Origin of the sequence: Serinibacter salmoneus (assembly GCF_002563925.1) — a bacterium.
Lineage (GTDB): Bacteria > Actinomycetota > Actinomycetes > Actinomycetales > Beutenbergiaceae > Serinibacter > Serinibacter salmoneus.
This window is the reverse complement of the sequence record NZ_PDJD01000001.1, coordinates 2,726,244-2,741,996: the sequence shown is the minus strand read 5'-3', so window position 1 is coordinate 2,741,996 and position 15,753 is coordinate 2,726,244. Positions and strand designations below refer to the sequence as shown.

Here is a 15,753-nt window from a genome sequence, read left to right as displayed (position 1 = left end):
GAGGCATCGTGACCAACCCACCCGCACAGCAGCAGCAGTGGCCCGGACGCACAGCCGACATGACCCCCGTTCCCGACCACGGTGAGTCCTCCTGGACCCCGCGGGAGCGCCTGGTGGGCAAGCGGGCGCTGATCACCGGCGGGGACTCCGGGATCGGGCGCGCCGTGGCGATCACCTTCGCCAAGGAGGGCGCCGATGTGGCCATCAGTTACCTGCCGCAGGAGCAGGAGGACGCCGAGGAGGTCGCCGCGATCGTCGAGGGCGTCGGCCGCCGCGCGATCCTGCTGCCCACCGATCAGCGCACCCAACAGGCCAATCAGGACCTGGTGCGGCTCGCCGTCGAGGGCCTGGGTGGCCTGGACCACCTCGTGTCCAATGCGGCCTTCCAGTGGGGCACACCCGGCGGGCTGGAGAACTTCTCCGCCGAGCAGATCGACCAGGTCATCACCACGAACCTGACGGCGAACCTGTGGTTGATCCAGGCGGCGCTGCCGCACGAGCCCGAGAGCATCACGATCACCACGTCCATCCAGGCCTACCAGCCCTCGGGCCCGCTGCTGGACTACGCCGCGACCAAGGCCGCGCTGAACAACCTCACCGTCAACCTCGCCGCCGAGCTCGGACCGCGCGGCATCCGCGTCAACGCAGTGGCGCCCGGACCGATCTGGACGCCGCTGATCCCCTCCACATTCGGGGAGTCCAAGGTGGAGGGGTTCGGCACCGACACCCCGCTCGGCCGGCCCGGGCAACCCGCGGAGGTCGCTGCCGCCTTCGTGTTCCTGGCCAGCCAGGAGGCCTCCTACGTCTCCGGGACCGTGCTCGGGGTGACCGGGGGGCGCGCGGTGTTCTAGCCCGACCCGGGCACGGTGCCGGCGGGCAGGTCAGCAGTGCCGGGGTGCGGGCTCACGCGCGCGCCTCTGCTCCTGTGCCGGCCCCGGCGCTGGCTCCGGCCCCGGCCCCCGCCCCGGCGCCTGCTCCTGCCCCGATGCCCGCGACCAGCGCCGCCACCAGCGCCGCGGTCGCGGGCGTCGCGCGCGGCGAGGTGACCAGGCTCAGGCGACGCGGGCACGGCGGGTCGATGGGCACCATGATCGTGCCGCGCGGAAGCAGGCCCTCGGCGTAACTCGGGGCGATGCTCACCCCGGTGCCGACCTTCACCATCGAGAGCAGTGCGCCGAGCCCGTTCACGCGCTGCGCGATCCGCATCGCCAGCCCCGCCTGGTCATGGATCCGCTGCGCCTGCACCAGGCAGCCGCCGTTGCCGCACAGCAGGGGATCGTCGGCGAGGTCCGCGAGGGCGATGGCGCTCTGGTGCGCTAGTGGGTGGTCGGTGCGCAGCACGAAGCGCATCTCGTCCCCGGGCAGTGCAACCCCCTCGAACTCCGGCTCGACCCGCAATTCACCACCTACGAGATTCACGCCGTCGTCGATGAGGATCGCCGCGTCCACGGCGCCGCTGCGCAACCAGCCCGGCAGTTCGGCGTCGTCCCCTTCCAGGACCTCCAGGTCGATGCCGGGTGCCGACTCGGCGAGATGCGTCGTCACCTGCGGGAGCAGGCCGTGGATCACACTCGTGACGGCGCCGAGCCGCACCAGCCCGGTGGGTCGCCCCGCGAACGCGCCGACCTCGGCGCGCAGGCTGTCGGTGGCGGCGATCGCCGCCTGGGCGTGGGGGAGCAAACGCTCTCCCAGCGGCGTGGCTGTGGCATCCACGCGGTGCACGACGGCGCCGCCCACCTCCCGCTCCAGGGCCGCCACGGACCCGGAGACGGCGGGCTGGGAGACACCCAACGACTCGGCGGCAGCGGAGAAGGAACGCTCGCCGAGGACCGCGACGAACGCCCGCAACTGCGCCAACGTGAGAGCCATAGGAAGAGGTTATCCCGCGCCGGTGCGGGGTTGTTGGACGGGGCGCGAAGTCGGGGAGCACAGTGCTGCCATGACGACCCCGGTGGCCCCTGTGGCACGTGCTGCTCCTGATTCCTCGGTAGCGGCTTCCGCTGTAGCGGCACACTCCGATGTGCCGCCGACGCGCGGCTACGTGACGGCGCTGATGTTCGCGGCCACCGCCCTCACGTGGGGCTCGAGCTACCTGATGATGAAGTACGCCCTGGTGGGGATCTCCGCCGGGCAGGTCGCCGTGGGGCGCATCCTCCTCGGCGCGCTGACGCTGATCGCGATCATGACGATCACCCGGCGACCGTGGCCGCGCTCGCGCGCCCTGTGGGGGCACCTCACGGTGGTGGGTATCTTCCAGGGCATCGTGCCGTTCTCGCTGTTCGCCTGGGCGGGCCACTACCTGCCGACGGGTCTCTCGGCCATCCTCAACGGCGCGACGCCCATGTTCACCGCGCTCTTCACCGCGATCGCCGTTCCCGCGGCGGCGCTGCGTGGGCGGCAGTGGTTCGGGATCGGTCTCGGCGCGATCGGGGTGATGATCGTCATGGGCCTGTGGGGGGTCATCACCGACCCTGCCTTCGGGGACTCCCTGGTCGCGCAGCTCGCGGTGATCGGGGCCACGATCTCCTACGGTGTCGGGTTCACCTATCTGCGGCGCATGGTCACCGGGCGCTACCGGTGCGACGCCGTGACCCTCGCCTCCGTGCAGGTCACCATGGGCGCGGTGGCGGCCCTTGCGGTCTCGCCCGTGATCGCGTGGGGGCCGATGAACCTCACCCCCTCGGTGGTGGCCTCGATGCTCGTGCTCGGCTGCATCGGCACGGGGGTGGCCTTCACCTGGAACATGCGGGTGGTGATGACGTGGGGTCCCGTCGCCGCCTCCACCGTCACCTACCTGCAGCCCGTGGTCGGCGTGGGGCTCGGGATGCTCGTGCTGGGGGAGACCTTCGCCTGGTACCAGGGGTTGGGCGCCGTGGTGGTCATCGCCGGGGTGTTCCTCACGCAGCGTCCGGTGCGGGTGCGCTAGCCGGGCGCGCACTAGCCTAGCGCCCGCTCGAGCATTCTGCGGCCGTCGTCGGCGAAGTCGGGCTGGCCGACGTCAGTGGCCCACACCACCGTGCTGATCGCCTGCATGAGGAGTTCGTCCCGCCACCCCGCCTCCCTCCAGGGTTCGCCACGCCCGATCCCGTCGAGGTACGCCGTCAGGCGGGGATCGCCGTCGGGAAGGGCTCCCCACAAGCGGACTGCATCGGAGTACCAAGGCCGCCATGCGAATCGCCCCAGGTCGATGAGGGCGACCCCCTCGGGGGAGACCACCCAGTTGCGCGGCGTCATATCGCCATGGCAAGGCACGGCAGGCTCGTGCGCAGGTGTTCCGGCAGTATGGGCGCTCTGGGCGCGGCGAAAGAGGTCGCGACCCAGGAGTGGCGCGGCCCGCGCGAGCCGTTGGGCGATGGTCTTGTGGCGTGCCGCCACGTACTGAGTGCCCCGCTCCCCGTCGGGAGAGCCCAGCGATTGCAGGTGTGCCAGCAGACGACCTGCCTGGCAATAGACCGACGGGTCGGCAGCGGCGTGGGTCCCCTCGACGAGCTGCCCGGGCACGAAGCTCAGCACGAGGAGGTGGTCCGCCTCGCTCGCGAACCGCAGCTCGGGGAATCTCGGTCCCAGGGGACCGAGCGAACGGTGCGCGGCGATCTCACGCTCGGTGTGGGCGCGCATCACAGGCGACGGCGCCTTGATCACCAGGTCCTCGCTCGCCGCGCGCACCCACAGCACCGTGGTGAGCCGCTCTGGCCAACTCATATCCGCAACGAGCTCCGCGTGCGGCAGCCACCGATCCACGTGGCTCTGCTGCTGCGGAGTCAGGCCGGGCAGTGGCATCGGCTCAGGATAGTTGATCCGTGGGGCAAGCCTCCTGGCGCGGCGCAGTGCCCGCACCGGTGTGGTGCAGGCACTGCGCGCTGAGCGCACTCAGGTGTCGAAGAGCGTGGGCGCTGTTCGATCGTCGGCGAGGGTGTCCGACGTCGTCGGTGGTGCTGGTGGTGAGTCGGGTGGGGCGCCGGGTGGGGCGCCTGGCGGCTCGCCGGGTGGTGCGCCTGGTGGTGAGTCTGGTGGGGTGTCGTGGGGTGTTCGTCTCTCGCGCCAGGTGCTTCCTGTGCCGCGGCCGGGTGCTCTTGCCGCTTGATGTGGTCGTGATGCTCGGGGGATGAGGAGCCTGTCGTGCAGGCGGGTGGTGGTTCCGAGGGCGCGCACGGTCGGGGTGGTGAAGGTGAACCCTGTGGCGGTGGGCGTGATGCGCAGGTTGCGGTCGTGGACCTCGTGGTGGTGGCGGCTACACAGGGTGATGCCGTTGGTCAGGCTGGTGTCGCCGTGGTTGTCCCATTCGAGGATGTGGTGCACCTCGCACCATTCGGCGCGGATGGGGCAGTCGGGGTATTGGCAGTGCCGGTCGCGGACGAGGATGGCGCGGCGCAGGTCGCCGGTGTAGGTGCGCTGGGTGCGTCCGAGGTTCAGGGGGATGCCGCCGGGGTCCAGGACTAGGCGTTGCATGAGGGCGTCGCAGGCCAGGACGTCCAGCGCGGCGTAGGGGATCAGGGTGCCGTCCACCAGCTGTGCCAGGGGTGGTTCCTCGCTGAGGCCGGAGGCGGCGAATGCCTCGGCATTGCGATGGAAGACATCGCCCGTGCTGGCACCGGTGCGTTGAGTGCAGGCGAGTCTGCGGCGGTGAGTGAGCAGGTGCCAGGTGTCCTCTCGGATGAGGATGGACAGGTGGGGGCGGACTTGGGCGCCGGTGCGGGCGTCGCCGATGCTCAAGGCGTGGTCGGCGAGGTGGATGAGGGCGTCGGCGCGGCGCTGTTCGGGGGTGCGGGTATCGCCTGTGGCGGGGGTGGGGGTGAGCGCGTCCAGGGCGGTGCGGAGGGTGGCGCCGGCGATGGGGTCGAGGAAACCGTCGATCTGGACGCCGCCGTGGCGGGTGAGCAGGTGCAGGCGGCGGTTCTCGCGTGCGGTGTGGTGGTCGCGGTCTGCTTGGTCGGCCTCGATGGCGGCGGCGCGGGCGCGCAGTTCTTTGCGCAGTTCCGGGACGGTGGCCTGGGTGGCTCGCTGCAGGATCTCTGCTTCTTCGCGGGCGAGGCGATCGCGGGTGGCGTCACTCACCCCACTCAGGACGCTGCTGATGGCGCGGATGTGTCCTTCGCTCACGGTCCCGGTTGCGGTGGCCTCGCGCACGGTGGGCAGCAACTGCAGGGTTGCGCCGGCGGCGGCTTCCGCCTTGGCGGCGCCGAGGCCCTGGCGGGTGCTGGTGGCGCGGTGGGTGATCGCATCGCGGGGGTCGGTCCCGGCGCGGGTGCGGGTGGTGGCCGCCGCGGTGGCGTAGCGGGTGCGGGTGACGTTGAGGATGGAGGCGCAGGTATCCAACCCGGTCAGTGCGGCCTCGATGGCGTCCTGGCCGCCCAGGGCAGCGGCTCCCGCTCCGGCTTCCACGGCGCGTTCGGCCTGCGCCACGCGCTCGGTCAGCGTCGCGATCGCTGCGCGAACAGTCGAGACGGCCTCACGCACCCCGAACGCCGGGGAGTCGGGCCGCACAGGTGGGGACGAGCTCGCGGGGTGGGGGAGTGTCGGCACGGGGGTGGAGTCGCGTGTTGCCGTGGCAGGTCCGGGTCCCGCCGCCGGCCACGCCTGTGGTTCTGCCACCATCGCACTCACCCCCCGCTCGTATCCTCGCTGATTCGAACTGATGTAGCCATGCTAGAGGAGCCGACTGACATCCAGGAGGAGTCGGGAGGATCTGTGGACAGCCAGCGAGGCGGGGAGGTGGGCGCTATCCGCCCTCGCCCGCGGGCCCCTCGCCGGCCGCCGTCGGGCCTTCCTGCTCGCCGACGTCCGGGCTCTCGTCCCGCAGCCGCGGTTCGATCCGGTTCTCCGGGGTATACCCCGCCTTGTCCGCATAGAACGCCCGGATCCGCTCCATGTCCGCGGCGACGTCGCCGGTGAGCGTGATCGTCGGGCCGATGCCGGTGGTCCGGGTCGGTCGGTCGATGTACCCGAGCCCCACCGGCAGGTCGGCGGCGCGCGCGATCCGATAGAACCCGGACTTCCAGTGCGTCGCGCCCTTCCTGGTGCCGTCCGGCGTGACGACGAGCGAGAACGGCGCCTCGCGCTGCGCCTGGAGGATCTCCGAGACCACGCTCGCCGGGTTCGCGCGGTCAACCGGGATCCCGCCGAGGGCGCGCATGATCGGCCCGCGCCACCCCGCGAAGAGCTGCTGCTTGCCGAGCCACTTCACCCGGATCCGCAGCCGCCAGGTGATGGCGAGCATGTAGATGAAGTCCCAGTTGGAGGTGTGCGGGGCTCCGAGCAGGATGCGCGTGGTCTCCGGCTGCGGATCGGAGCGGTACTCCCACCGGGAGAACCGCCAGAACACCGCCGCCACTCCAGCCCGCACGCTGGTGCTCACCCGGGTGCCGACCTCACGCATGCTCATGCCACGAGAGTACGCAGCCCGACCGGCCGGGACCGGCGACGGCGAGAATCACGCCGTCGCGCACTCCCCGATCGCTCGGTCCAGGATCTCCACCCCCAGGTCGATCTCCTCCTCGCTCGCCGTCAGCGGTGGTGCGATGCGGAACGTGCCGCCCCACCCGGGGATCTGGACCACGTTCATGTGCAGGCCGAGTTCCAGGCAGCGGGTGGTCACGGCGGCCCCGAGCGCATCCGCCGGCGCCTTCGACTCCCTATCGGTCACCAGTTCCAGTCCCTGCATGAGCCCGTGCCCGCGCACGTCCCCGATCGCGGCGTGCCGCGACTGCAGGCCCACGAGACCCTCGTGCAGCCGCGCGCCCAGCACGGCCGCTCGTGACACGAGACCATCGCGCTCCACCACGTCGAGCACCGTGTTCCCGACGGCCGCGACCAGCGGGTCCGAGACGTGCGTGGTGTAGAAGAGGAAGCCGCGCTCGTGGGCGATCGCCTCGATCGACTCCGAGGTGATCACCGCGGCCAGCGGCAGCCCCGCACCGAGCGTCTTGGACAGGGTGAGGATGTCCGGCACCACGCCCTCCCGCTCGAACGCGTACATCAGCCCGGTGCGCCCCACCCCGGTCTGCGCCTCGTCCAGGATCAGCAGCATCCCGCGCTCGCGACACTGCTGCGCGAGTGCGGTGAGGTACCCCGGGGGCGGCACGATCACGCCGCCGGAGGAGAGGATCGGCTCCACGATGCAGGCCGCCAGCGACCCCGTGGACTGGGCATCGACCAGGGAGAACCCCAGATCGAGCTGCCGCCGCCAGTCCAACTGGCCATCGCCGTCGGGCACATCGGGGCGGTAGGAGTTCGGGGTGGGGATCGCCAGGTTCCCGGGTGCCACCGGCCCGTACCCCGCGCGCTTGGAGGAGTACGTCGCGGCTGCGGCGCCCTGCGTCATGCCGTGCCAGGAGGCGGCGAAGGACACGATCTCGTGCTTGCCGGTGACGAGCTTGGCCATCCGGATCGCGGCCTCGTTGGACTCCGCCCCGGTGGTCAGCAGCAGCACCTTGCTCAGCGGGTCGGGCAGGCTCTCGCTCAACCGCCGCGCGAGGTCCACCACGGGACGCGAGAGCATCCCGGAGAAGCGGTGGTCGAGGTCGCCGACCTGCCGGCGCACTGTGGCCACGACGTCGGGATGGCTGTGGCCCAGGACGGCGCTCATCTGCCCCGAGGTGAAGTCGAGGATGCGGCGGCCCGACTCCGTGGTGAGCCAGGAACCCTCCGCGCTCGCGATGATCTCCGGGGTGAAGATGCCGCCGTAGCGGATGAGGTGTGCATCGGCGTCGCGCCAGAAGTCGTCGGTCACGCCGCGCACGCTACCGCTGTGGTGTTTCGCGCGGGTGATCCGACGTGATCCACTGACGCGATGGACCTCCGGGAGCGGCTCGAGGCACTGCGTGAGGACCTCCTCGCGCGCCTGGTCGCGCTGGGCGCGAGCCGGGAGCAGATCGTCGAGGCCGCCCAGGGCGCCAACATCGACGATGAACACGATCCCGAGGGCGCCACGATCGCCTTCGAGCGGGAGCAGGTGAGGGCGCTCTCACGCGGCACGACGGCGCAGCTCGCCCAGGTGGAGGCCGCACTGATCCGGATGGCGGAAGGAACGTACGGGGTGTGCGAGGTGTGCGGTGAGTCGATCCCCGAGGGGCGGTTGGAGGCGCGGCCCACGGCCAGTCGGTGCGTGCGGCACGCCTGAGTCCGGCTCAGGAGGCCACGTCCGGCTCAGGTCGAGGCCACCGCGTAGGTCGCCCGCATCGTGTGCGAGCCTCCGGCCTCCAACGGGATCACGCCGTCCAGGGCGTTGGCGACCTCGAGGCACATCATGCCGCGCCACTCCTCATCGCCGAAGTCAGCCATCGCAGCCGACTTCGCGACGGCCGGATTCCACACGACGGTCTTGCTGGAGCCGGACTTCGTGAGGCTGATGAGGCGGCCGGCGGCGGGGTCGATGACCTGGGCGGCGCCGTCGTGGGTGTAGACGCGATCCGTCTCGCCCGCGAACGTGACCTCGCCCTGCTGGATGTTGTCCGGGAGGCCGCCCGGTGCCTTGTCGACGTAGTGACAGCCCTCGAGCCCGCGCACGCTGACCGCGTCGATGTCCGCGACGGCGAGATAGGTGTGGAGAGCATTCTCCAGCACCAGAGGCTCCTGGGTCGTGATCGCGAGTTCGAGCGTCAACTCCTCACCCATCTCCACCACGTAGTCGGCGCTGATGGTGGGATGGCCGACGTCGGCGCCGTCCAGGTGGAAGGCGAGGGAGACGGTCCCATCGACGTCCTGAGCGCCGGTGAACTCCCAGGTGGAGGTGCGGAACCAGCCGTGAGCGGGCGTCATGTCGCCCGTGCGGCCGTCGGCGAACCAGGGCGCGGAGAGCGGGATGCCACCGCGAATGGCGCGTCCGGGCACGAACGTCGAGTGCTCGCTCAACCAGATCACCGGGTCCTGGCCGGACGGCGCCCAGTCCGTGACGTGGGCGCCGTGCAGGTAGACCTCGCCGGTGCAGCGTGCGCTCTCCACGCGGACCGCGGGCAGGTTGCCCTGACCGGTGATGAGCGTGACGGAATCGGGGAGCTCGACAGGGCGTGGATCCATACGCCAGACGGTACGGCCCCGCCACCGCCGGCGCCTGCCGACCGGGCCCACGCCGTCGTACGCGACCACCGTAGGGTCCCGCCGGGGTGTCCGCAGCGCGAGCAGTAATGGCTCCTGAGGCGAGAGGAGGGCGGCAGCGCCGATGTGCCGTGAGAATGGCCCCATGGCGGAGTGGTGGGATCTGCGGGACCCGGACGGCGAACCGATCGGTCAGCGATACCAGCGCGGGTCTGCGGCGCCGTTGCCCGAGGGTGCCTTCCACCTGGTGTCCTCTGTGTGCGCGGTGCGCGCGGACGGCCGGGTGCTGATCACGCGCCGCGCGCCGGGTAAGACCTATCCCGGGGAATGGGAGTTCCCCGCGGGCAGCGCTGTGTCGGGGGAGGAGAGTAGGTCCGCCGCCGTGCGGGAGCTGCACGAGGAGAGTGGCCTAGCAGTCGCCGAGGCCGACCTGGTGCTCGTGGCGCGCTTCGTGCACGGGTCCGAGATCTTCGATCTCTACGCCGTCAGCATCCCTGGCGATCCGGTGCTCGCACTGGACCCGGAGGAGGTCGACGACGCAGCCTGGGTCACGCTGTACGGGCTCGCCGCGCGCGCCGCGGGGGTTGGGGGCGCCGGAGCCCCGCAGATGTGCGGTCCCTGGGTGCGTCGGCTGCGTGAGCAGTGGCAGGCCCTCTCGTCGGCAGTCGCCGCCGTGCAGGCGTCGTCGTAGCCTCGCCGCGGACTGCCTTCGCGCTCGCTCCTGCTCCGCTGGGGGCGGATCGCCCTCGCGCACGGCGGATGAGCGACGGCGTGGCGCGGCACCTGCGGCATCGGCCCTGGTCAGAGGCCGGGCTCCCTGGAGCGGGCGCCGAGTATCCGCCGTGCGCGAAGGCCGTCCGCCGTGCGCGAGCGCGCCTATGCCGATCAGGCGCCCCCGCGCCCCCACTCTGCGCGCGACCCCGCGCCGAACCCACCACGCACGAACCGTGCCCCCGGGAATAGATCCCCACCCCCCAAGGTTGAGCCAGTCAGACTCAAGTTCATTTGACTCCCCGAACTGCGGGGAGTAAGACTTGAGGCCGGACGACTCAACTAGGCCGCGCACGGCGCAGGCCGGAAGGAGCAAGAACATGGGACGTGCAGTAGGTATCGACCTCGGGACCACCAACTCCGTGGTGGCCGTGCTGGAGGGTGGCGAGCCCACCGTCATCGCGAACGCGGAGGGTGCCCGCACCACGCCGTCGGTCGTGGCATTCAGCAAGGCCGGCGAGGTGCTGGTCGGCGAGGTCGCCAAGCGTCAGGCGGTCACCAATGTGGACCGCACCATCACGTCGGTCAAGCGCCACATGGGCACCGACTGGACCACGAAGATCGACGACAAGGACTACACGCCGCAGGAGATCTCCGCGCGCATCCTCGGCAAGCTGAAGAAGGACGCCGAGTCCTACCTGGGTGAGCCCGTCACCGACGCGGTCATCACCGTGCCGGCGTACTTCAACGACGCCGAGCGTCAGGCCACGAAGGACGCCGGGCAGGTCGCCGGCCTCAACGTGCTGCGCATCGTCAACGAGCCCACCGCCGCCGCCCTGGCCTACGGCCTGGAGCGCGGCAAGGAGGACGAGCTCATCCTGGTCTTCGACCTCGGTGGCGGTACCTTCGACGTCTCCCTGCTCGAGGTGGGCAAGGACGACGACGACTTCTCCACCATCCAGGTGCGCGCCACCAACGGTGACAACCGTCTCGGTGGTGACGACTGGGACGCGAAGGTCGTCGAGTGGCTCATCACCCAGGTGAAGAACAACTACGGCGTGGACCTGTCCAAGGACAAGATCGCCATGCAGCGTCTGCGTGAGGCCGCCGAGAGCGCGAAGAAGGAGCTCTCCTCCGCCAGCTCCACCACGATCTCCCTGCAGTACCTGTCCATGACGGAGAACGGGCCGATCCACCTGGAGGAGACCCTCTCGCGGGCCAAGTTCCAGGACATGACCAAGGAACTGCTGGAGCGCACCAAGACCCCGTTCCACAACGTGATCAAGGACGCCGGCATCTCGCTGAGCGACATCGACCACGTGGTGCTCGTGGGTGGTTCCACCCGCATGCCCGCCGTGACCGACGTGGTCAAGGAACTCACCGGCAAGGAGCCGAACAAGGGCGTGAACCCGGACGAGGTCGTGGCCGTCGGCGCCGCACTGCAGGCCGGAGTGATCAACAAGGAGCGCACCGACGTCCTGCTGATCGACGTCACCCCGCTCTCCCTGGGCATCGAGACCAAGGGTGGCGTGATGACCAAGCTCATCGAGCGCAACACCGCCATCCCGACCAAGCGCAGCGAGGTGTTCTCCACCGCCGAGGACAACCAGCCCAGCGTGCTGATCCAGGTCTACCAGGGTGAGCGCGAGTTCGCCTCGGACAACAAGGCCCTGGGCACCTTCGAGCTCACCGGCATCGCCCCGGCCCCCCGCGGCCTGCCGCAGATCGAGGTCACCTTCGACATCGACGCCAACGGCATCGTGCACGTGTCCGCCAAGGACCGTGGCACGGGCAAGGAGCAGTCGATGACGATCACCGGTGGCTCCGCCCTGCCGAAGGAGGAGATCGACCGGATGGTGAAGGAGGCCGAGGCGCACGCCGCAGAGGACGCCAAGCGCCGCGAGGACGCCGAGGCCCGCAACAACGCCGAGAACCTGGCCTACTCCACCGAGAAGCTGCTCGACGACAACGCCGAGAAGCTCCCCGAGGACGTCGCCTCCGAGGTCCGCGAGAAGGTCGCGGCCGTGAAGACGGCCCTGGAGGGCACCGACGTGGAGGCCGTGAAGGCCGCGACGGCGGAGCTCACCGAGTCCAGCCAGAAGATCGGCCAGGCGCTGTACGCGCAGCAGGCCGCCGAGGGTGAGGGCGCACCGACCGACGAGGCCAGCGCCCAGAGCGCACCCGAGGACGACGACGTGGTGGACGCCGAGGTCGTCGACGAGGAGGACGAGAAGAAGTGAGCCAGGACCGCGACCACTCCGCAGACGCGGAGGAAGCGCGGCGCGAGGCTCCCGGCGAGCAGCCGCCCGCCGATCAGGGCGGGCAGTCGGCGCCCGACGGCGAGGGTCACCCCTCGCCGTCGGGCCCCGACGCCGGGGGCACCGCGCCCGTGGACGAGCAGAACAACGATGGGCAGGCCGTGGGCTCCGAGCAGGACATTGAGCAGGACTCTGGGCAGGACACCGGGCAGGCCGACCAGGACGCCGAACCGAGCGCCGAGGAGCGCCTGCAGGCCGAGGTCCTGGACCTGCAGGACCAGGTGGCACGCGGCAAGGCCGATGCCTACAACGCCGAGCAGCGCTTCAACGCGTTCGTGAAGCGCTCCCGTGAGCAGGAGGCCGCAGCGAAGGAGGCAGGGCGCAGCGACGTGGTCGAGGCGCTCATCCCGGTGCTGGACGACATCGCGCTGGCCCGCCAGCACGGTGAGCTCACCGGCCCGTTCCTCGCGATCGCCGACAAGCTCGAGGCCACGCTGTCCTCGCGCTACGGCCTGGAGCGCTTCGGCGAGGTGGGTGAGGAGTTCGACCCCACCCTGCACGAGGCGCTCATGCACCAGACCGCCGAGGGTGCCGAGAGCACCACCATCGCGATGGTCGCCCAGCCCGGCTACCGCCGGGGCGAGGCCATTGTGCGCCCGGCCCGCGTGGGCGTCGTCGGGCCCGAGTGAGCGAAGGGAGGTCGAGACGATGAGTGGACAGGACTGGCTGGAGAAGGACTACTACGCCACCCTCGGGGTGTCCAAGGACGCCGACGCCTCCGCCATCAAGAAGGCCTACCGCAAGCTCGCGCGCACCCACCACCCGGACCAGAACTCCGGGGACCCGGGCGCCGAGGCCAAGTTCAAGGACATCGGCGAGGCCTACGCGGTGCTCTCCGACCCGGAGCAGCGCAAGCAGTACGACTCGCTGCGCGCCATGGCCGGCGGCGGTCCGCGGTTCACCGCGGGGGCGGGCGGCCCGACCGGCGGGGCCAGCTTCGAGGACCTGTTCGGCGGCGCCTTCGGTGGCGGTGGCGGACGGGGCGGGAGCACCCGGTTCTCCACGGGCGGTGCCGGCGGGTTCGAGGACATCCTCTCGGGGATGTTCGGCGGCGGTGGCTTCCCCGGCGGCGCGGGCGGACGGCGTGCCGGTTTCGGTGGCCCCGAACCGGGCGCCGACCTCACGGCGAGCCTCACCCTGCCGTTCCGCATCGCGGTGGCCGGCGGCGAGATGCCGGTGACCGTGGAGGGCCGCTCGATGACCGTGCGGATCCCCGCGGGCGTCCACACCGGGCAGAAGATCAAGCTGCGCGGCAAGGGCCGGCCGGGGTCCGGTGGCGGCGCACCGGGCGACCTCGTGGTCGCCATCACCGTCACGCCGCACCCCGTCTTCGCGATCGACGGGCGCAACCTCACCGTCACCGTTCCGGTGACGTTCGCGGAGGCCGCGCTCGGGGCGACCGTGAAGGTGCCCACGTTCGACGGGGACACGGTGCGGGTGAAGGTCCCGGCGGGTTCGCCGTCGGGCAAGCGGCTGCGGGTACGCGGCCGCGGCGTGCCCGCCTCCGGCAAGAACGCCGCCGGTGACCTGATCGTCACGATCCAGGTGGTCGTGCCCGATCGCCTGACCGACGAGGCCCGCTCCGCCGTCGAGGCGTTCGCCGCGGCCACGGACGGGGCCGACCCGCGGGCCGGGCTCTTCCACGCCGCGACCGCCTGACGGGCGGGGAAGCGACACGGCGGGCGCCGGGGACATCGGTCCCCGGCGCCCGTACTCTCATATCTGACCGAGGAGGTGAGGCCATGAACGCGCACGATGCACCCACGCTGCCGATCTCGGCCGCCGCGGCGCTCGCCGGCATGCACGCCCAGACCCTGCGGCAGTACGACCGCCTGGGTCTCGTGGTGCCGGCCCGCACCTCGGGTCGTGGCCGGCGTTACTCGCTGCGCGACGTGGATGCTCTGCGCCGCGTGCAGCGGCTGTCCAACGAGGGCATCAACCTCGAGGGGATCGCCCGGATCCTCACCCTGGAGCGGGAGAACGCCGAACTGCGCGAGTCGCTGGAGAACCTGCGCTCGGCCCTGGACCCCGGCTCGCGGGTGTTCGCGGCCAGCGCCACCGGCGACGTGGAGTCCGTGCCGCGGGGGCAGCGGGTTCGGATCCGCACGACGACGCAGCGCACCACGGGTGCGCTGGTGCTGTGGCGCGGTCCGCACCACAAGCAGTACTGAGGCCAAGAACGGGCACGTGGTATCTGCAGAACCACCTCGTGGTGTCTGCAGAACCACCTCGTGGTACCTGCAGAACCACCTCGCGGTGGGGACGGGAGTGCCTCGCGGAGGTCAGGCGGTGGCCTTCTCGCCGTCCCAGCCGGGGACGCGCACGAAGCGGGAGACGATCGTGCCGAGCACGAGCAGGATGAGCGGGTACACCGAGATGTACGTGCGGAACGCGGTGCCCGGGTCCGGGCCGGGGTCCTCGCCCGAGACGTAGCCGAACACCAGCGTCAGGGACGCCAGGGACGCCGAGACGATGACCGCGTTGAGGCGCCCCAGCACCCCGAAGGCGGCGAAGAAGATCGCCTCGCGGTGCACCCCGTGGCGCCTGGCGTCCTCGTCCAGCACTCGCGCCATCACGAGGTCGTTCGTGGCGAGCACCCCCGCATAGCCGACGGCGATGCACACCCCGGCGATCACCGCCGTCGCCAGGGAGTCGGCGAAGTAGAGCGGCACGAAGCCGAGCGCACCGATCGGCAGCGCCCGCTTCCAGGTGCGCTCCGCACCCCACCGGCGCACCAAGCGCGCCCACAGCAGGATCAGGGGGATCGCGGAGACCACCACGGCCACCTGCAGGATCGTGGCGTCCAGGCCGTCGCCCTCGAGGGTGTAGCGCACGTAGAGCTGCAACCCGTTGAGGACCAGCGCCATCGCGGAACCGAAGCAGGCGTTCACCACGCCGATGGTCCAGAAGTGCCGGTTGCCGAGGATCTGCTTGAGGGAGGACCACAGCCGGGGCTTGGCCTCGTTCTCGATCCGCGGGTTCTCGCGGACCCCGAGCGCCATGTAGATGATGATCCCGCTGCCGATCACGCCGAAGATCACCGCGAGCGTGGAGTAGCCGACGGTCGGGTCGGTGCACCCGGCGGCGTCCACCGGGCAACCGAGGATGTTCTGGGCGAGCACCGGGGTCAGGCCGAGCGCCAGGATCATCGCGATCAACTGGCAGGCCTGACGGATCGCATTGGCGCGGGCGCGGACCTTCTCCGCGGGGAAGAGCTCGGGCAGCAGCGCGCCGTAGTTGGCGTTGATGAGGGAGTCCGCCGCCTCGGACAGGATCGCGAAGGTCGCGAACCAGATCACCAGCGTGGTCGCATCCGTGGCCACCGAGTCCGGCACGGTGAACAGGGCGATCATCGAACCCAGCAGCACCGCGGCCCCGACGATCAGGTACGGCTTGCGGCGCCCCCACCGGGTGCGGGTGCGGTCCGAGAGGTACCCGAAGACGGGGTTGTCGATGGCGTCCACCACGCCGTAGAAGAGGTAGACCGTGGCGTAGGTGGCGGCGTTCATGCCGAGCAGGTCGACGTAGAAGAACAGCATCGACCCGCGGATCATGTTGATCGGGATCGAGGTACCGAGCATCCCGATGCCGTACCGACCCGGACTGGTGCGGCGTGACTGGGGCGCGTAGGCCGGCGTGCCGGCGGCGGGTGAGGGCGACTCCACGCCCCGACCCTATGCCCCCCGAGTTG

The 15,753-nt window shown here is 70.9% G+C and carries 15 protein-coding genes; 8 read left to right on the top strand and 7 right to left on the bottom strand.

Features of this window, described 5'->3' with window-relative positions:
• Positions 1 to 59 precede the first annotated feature (59 nt).
• Positions 60 to 851: an SDR family oxidoreductase gene (locus ATL40_RS12195; protein WP_098470476.1), complete on the top strand. Its 792-nt coding sequence runs from the start codon at positions 60 to 62 to the stop codon at positions 849 to 851.
• Between the two features lie 52 nt (positions 852 to 903).
• Here ATL40_RS12195 and ATL40_RS12190 read toward each other — a convergent pair whose 3' ends face one another.
• Positions 904 to 1,869, bottom strand: coding sequence for a LysR family transcriptional regulator (locus tag ATL40_RS12190; RefSeq protein ID WP_098469775.1), 966 nt, complete (start codon positions 1,867 to 1,869; stop codon positions 904 to 906).
• 70 nt (positions 1,870 to 1,939) lie between these two features.
• Between ATL40_RS12190 and ATL40_RS12185 the strand changes: the two genes are divergently transcribed.
• Entirely contained in the window at positions 1,940 to 2,926 is a 987-nt protein-coding gene (locus ATL40_RS12185) for a DMT family transporter (protein WP_098469774.1), read from the top strand.
• 11 nt (positions 2,927 to 2,937) lie between these two features.
• Here ATL40_RS12185 and ATL40_RS12180 read toward each other — a convergent pair whose 3' ends face one another.
• The 4 genes from ATL40_RS12180 to ATL40_RS12165 form a co-directional block, all read right to left on the bottom strand.
• Positions 2,938 to 3,780, bottom strand: a complete 843-nt coding sequence (locus ATL40_RS12180) for an aminoglycoside phosphotransferase family protein (protein WP_098469773.1) — start codon at positions 3,778 to 3,780, stop codon at positions 2,938 to 2,940.
• Between the two features lie 90 nt (positions 3,781 to 3,870).
• The gene (locus tag ATL40_RS12175; RefSeq protein ID WP_169925973.1) at positions 3,871 to 5,523 is read right to left on the bottom strand and encodes an HNH endonuclease signature motif containing protein; all 1,653 of its coding nucleotides are present in this window, start codon (positions 5,521 to 5,523) and stop codon (positions 3,871 to 3,873) included.
• A gap of 196 nt (positions 5,524 to 5,719) precedes the next feature.
• On the bottom strand, positions 5,720 to 6,382 hold the full coding sequence (locus ATL40_RS12170; protein WP_425443379.1) for a 1-acyl-sn-glycerol-3-phosphate acyltransferase: 663 nt from the start codon (positions 6,380 to 6,382) through the stop codon (positions 5,720 to 5,722).
• Positions 6,383 to 6,430: 48 nt separating this feature from the next.
• Entirely contained in the window at positions 6,431 to 7,729 is a 1,299-nt protein-coding gene (locus ATL40_RS12165; protein WP_098469770.1) for an aspartate aminotransferase family protein, read from the bottom strand.
• A 60-nt stretch (positions 7,730 to 7,789) separates the two neighbouring features.
• Here ATL40_RS12165 and ATL40_RS12160 point away from each other — a divergent pair, with 60 nt between their 5' ends.
• Positions 7,790 to 8,119, top strand: a complete 330-nt coding sequence (locus ATL40_RS12160; RefSeq protein ID WP_098469769.1) for a TraR/DksA family transcriptional regulator — start codon at positions 7,790 to 7,792, stop codon at positions 8,117 to 8,119.
• 26 nt (positions 8,120 to 8,145) lie between these two features.
• On the opposite strand, the gene ATL40_RS12155 is transcribed toward ATL40_RS12160, so the two are convergent.
• Entirely contained in the window at positions 8,146 to 9,015 is an 870-nt protein-coding gene (locus tag ATL40_RS12155; RefSeq protein WP_169925972.1) for a D-hexose-6-phosphate mutarotase, read from the bottom strand.
• A 163-nt stretch (positions 9,016 to 9,178) separates the two neighbouring features.
• Between ATL40_RS12155 and ATL40_RS12150 the strand changes: the two genes are divergently transcribed.
• The 5 genes from ATL40_RS12150 to ATL40_RS12130 all read left to right on the top strand — a co-directional run bounded on the left by ATL40_RS12150 (position 9,179) and on the right by ATL40_RS12130 (position 14,233).
• Entirely contained in the window at positions 9,179 to 9,724 is a 546-nt protein-coding gene (locus tag ATL40_RS12150; protein WP_169925971.1) for an NUDIX hydrolase, read from the top strand.
• 400 nt (positions 9,725 to 10,124) lie between these two features.
• Complete coding sequence (gene dnaK / locus ATL40_RS12145; RefSeq protein ID WP_098469767.1) at positions 10,125 to 11,984, top strand: molecular chaperone DnaK; 1,860 nt, start codon at positions 10,125 to 10,127, stop codon at positions 11,982 to 11,984.
• Positions 11,981 to 12,691, top strand: coding sequence for a nucleotide exchange factor GrpE (locus tag ATL40_RS12140; RefSeq protein ID WP_098469766.1), 711 nt, complete (start codon positions 11,981 to 11,983; stop codon positions 12,689 to 12,691). Before dnaK ends, ATL40_RS12140 begins: the two co-directional genes overlap by 4 nt.
• A 19-nt stretch (positions 12,692 to 12,710) precedes the next feature.
• Entirely contained in the window at positions 12,711 to 13,721 is a 1,011-nt protein-coding gene (locus ATL40_RS12135; protein ID WP_098469765.1) for a DnaJ C-terminal domain-containing protein, read from the top strand.
• Between the two features lie 83 nt (positions 13,722 to 13,804).
• A complete protein-coding gene (locus ATL40_RS12130) occupies positions 13,805 to 14,233 on the top strand; it encodes a heat shock protein transcriptional repressor HspR (protein WP_098469764.1) in 429 nt (142 codons plus the stop codon).
• A gap of 111 nt (positions 14,234 to 14,344) precedes the next feature.
• On the opposite strand, the gene ATL40_RS12125 is transcribed toward ATL40_RS12130, so the two are convergent.
• Positions 14,345 to 15,727 carry an MFS transporter gene (locus tag ATL40_RS12125; RefSeq protein WP_245867061.1) on the bottom strand — a complete coding sequence of 461 codons (1,383 nt, stop codon included), beginning with the start codon at positions 15,725 to 15,727 and terminating at the stop codon, positions 14,345 to 14,347.
• Positions 15,728 to 15,753: the final 26 nt, after the last annotated feature.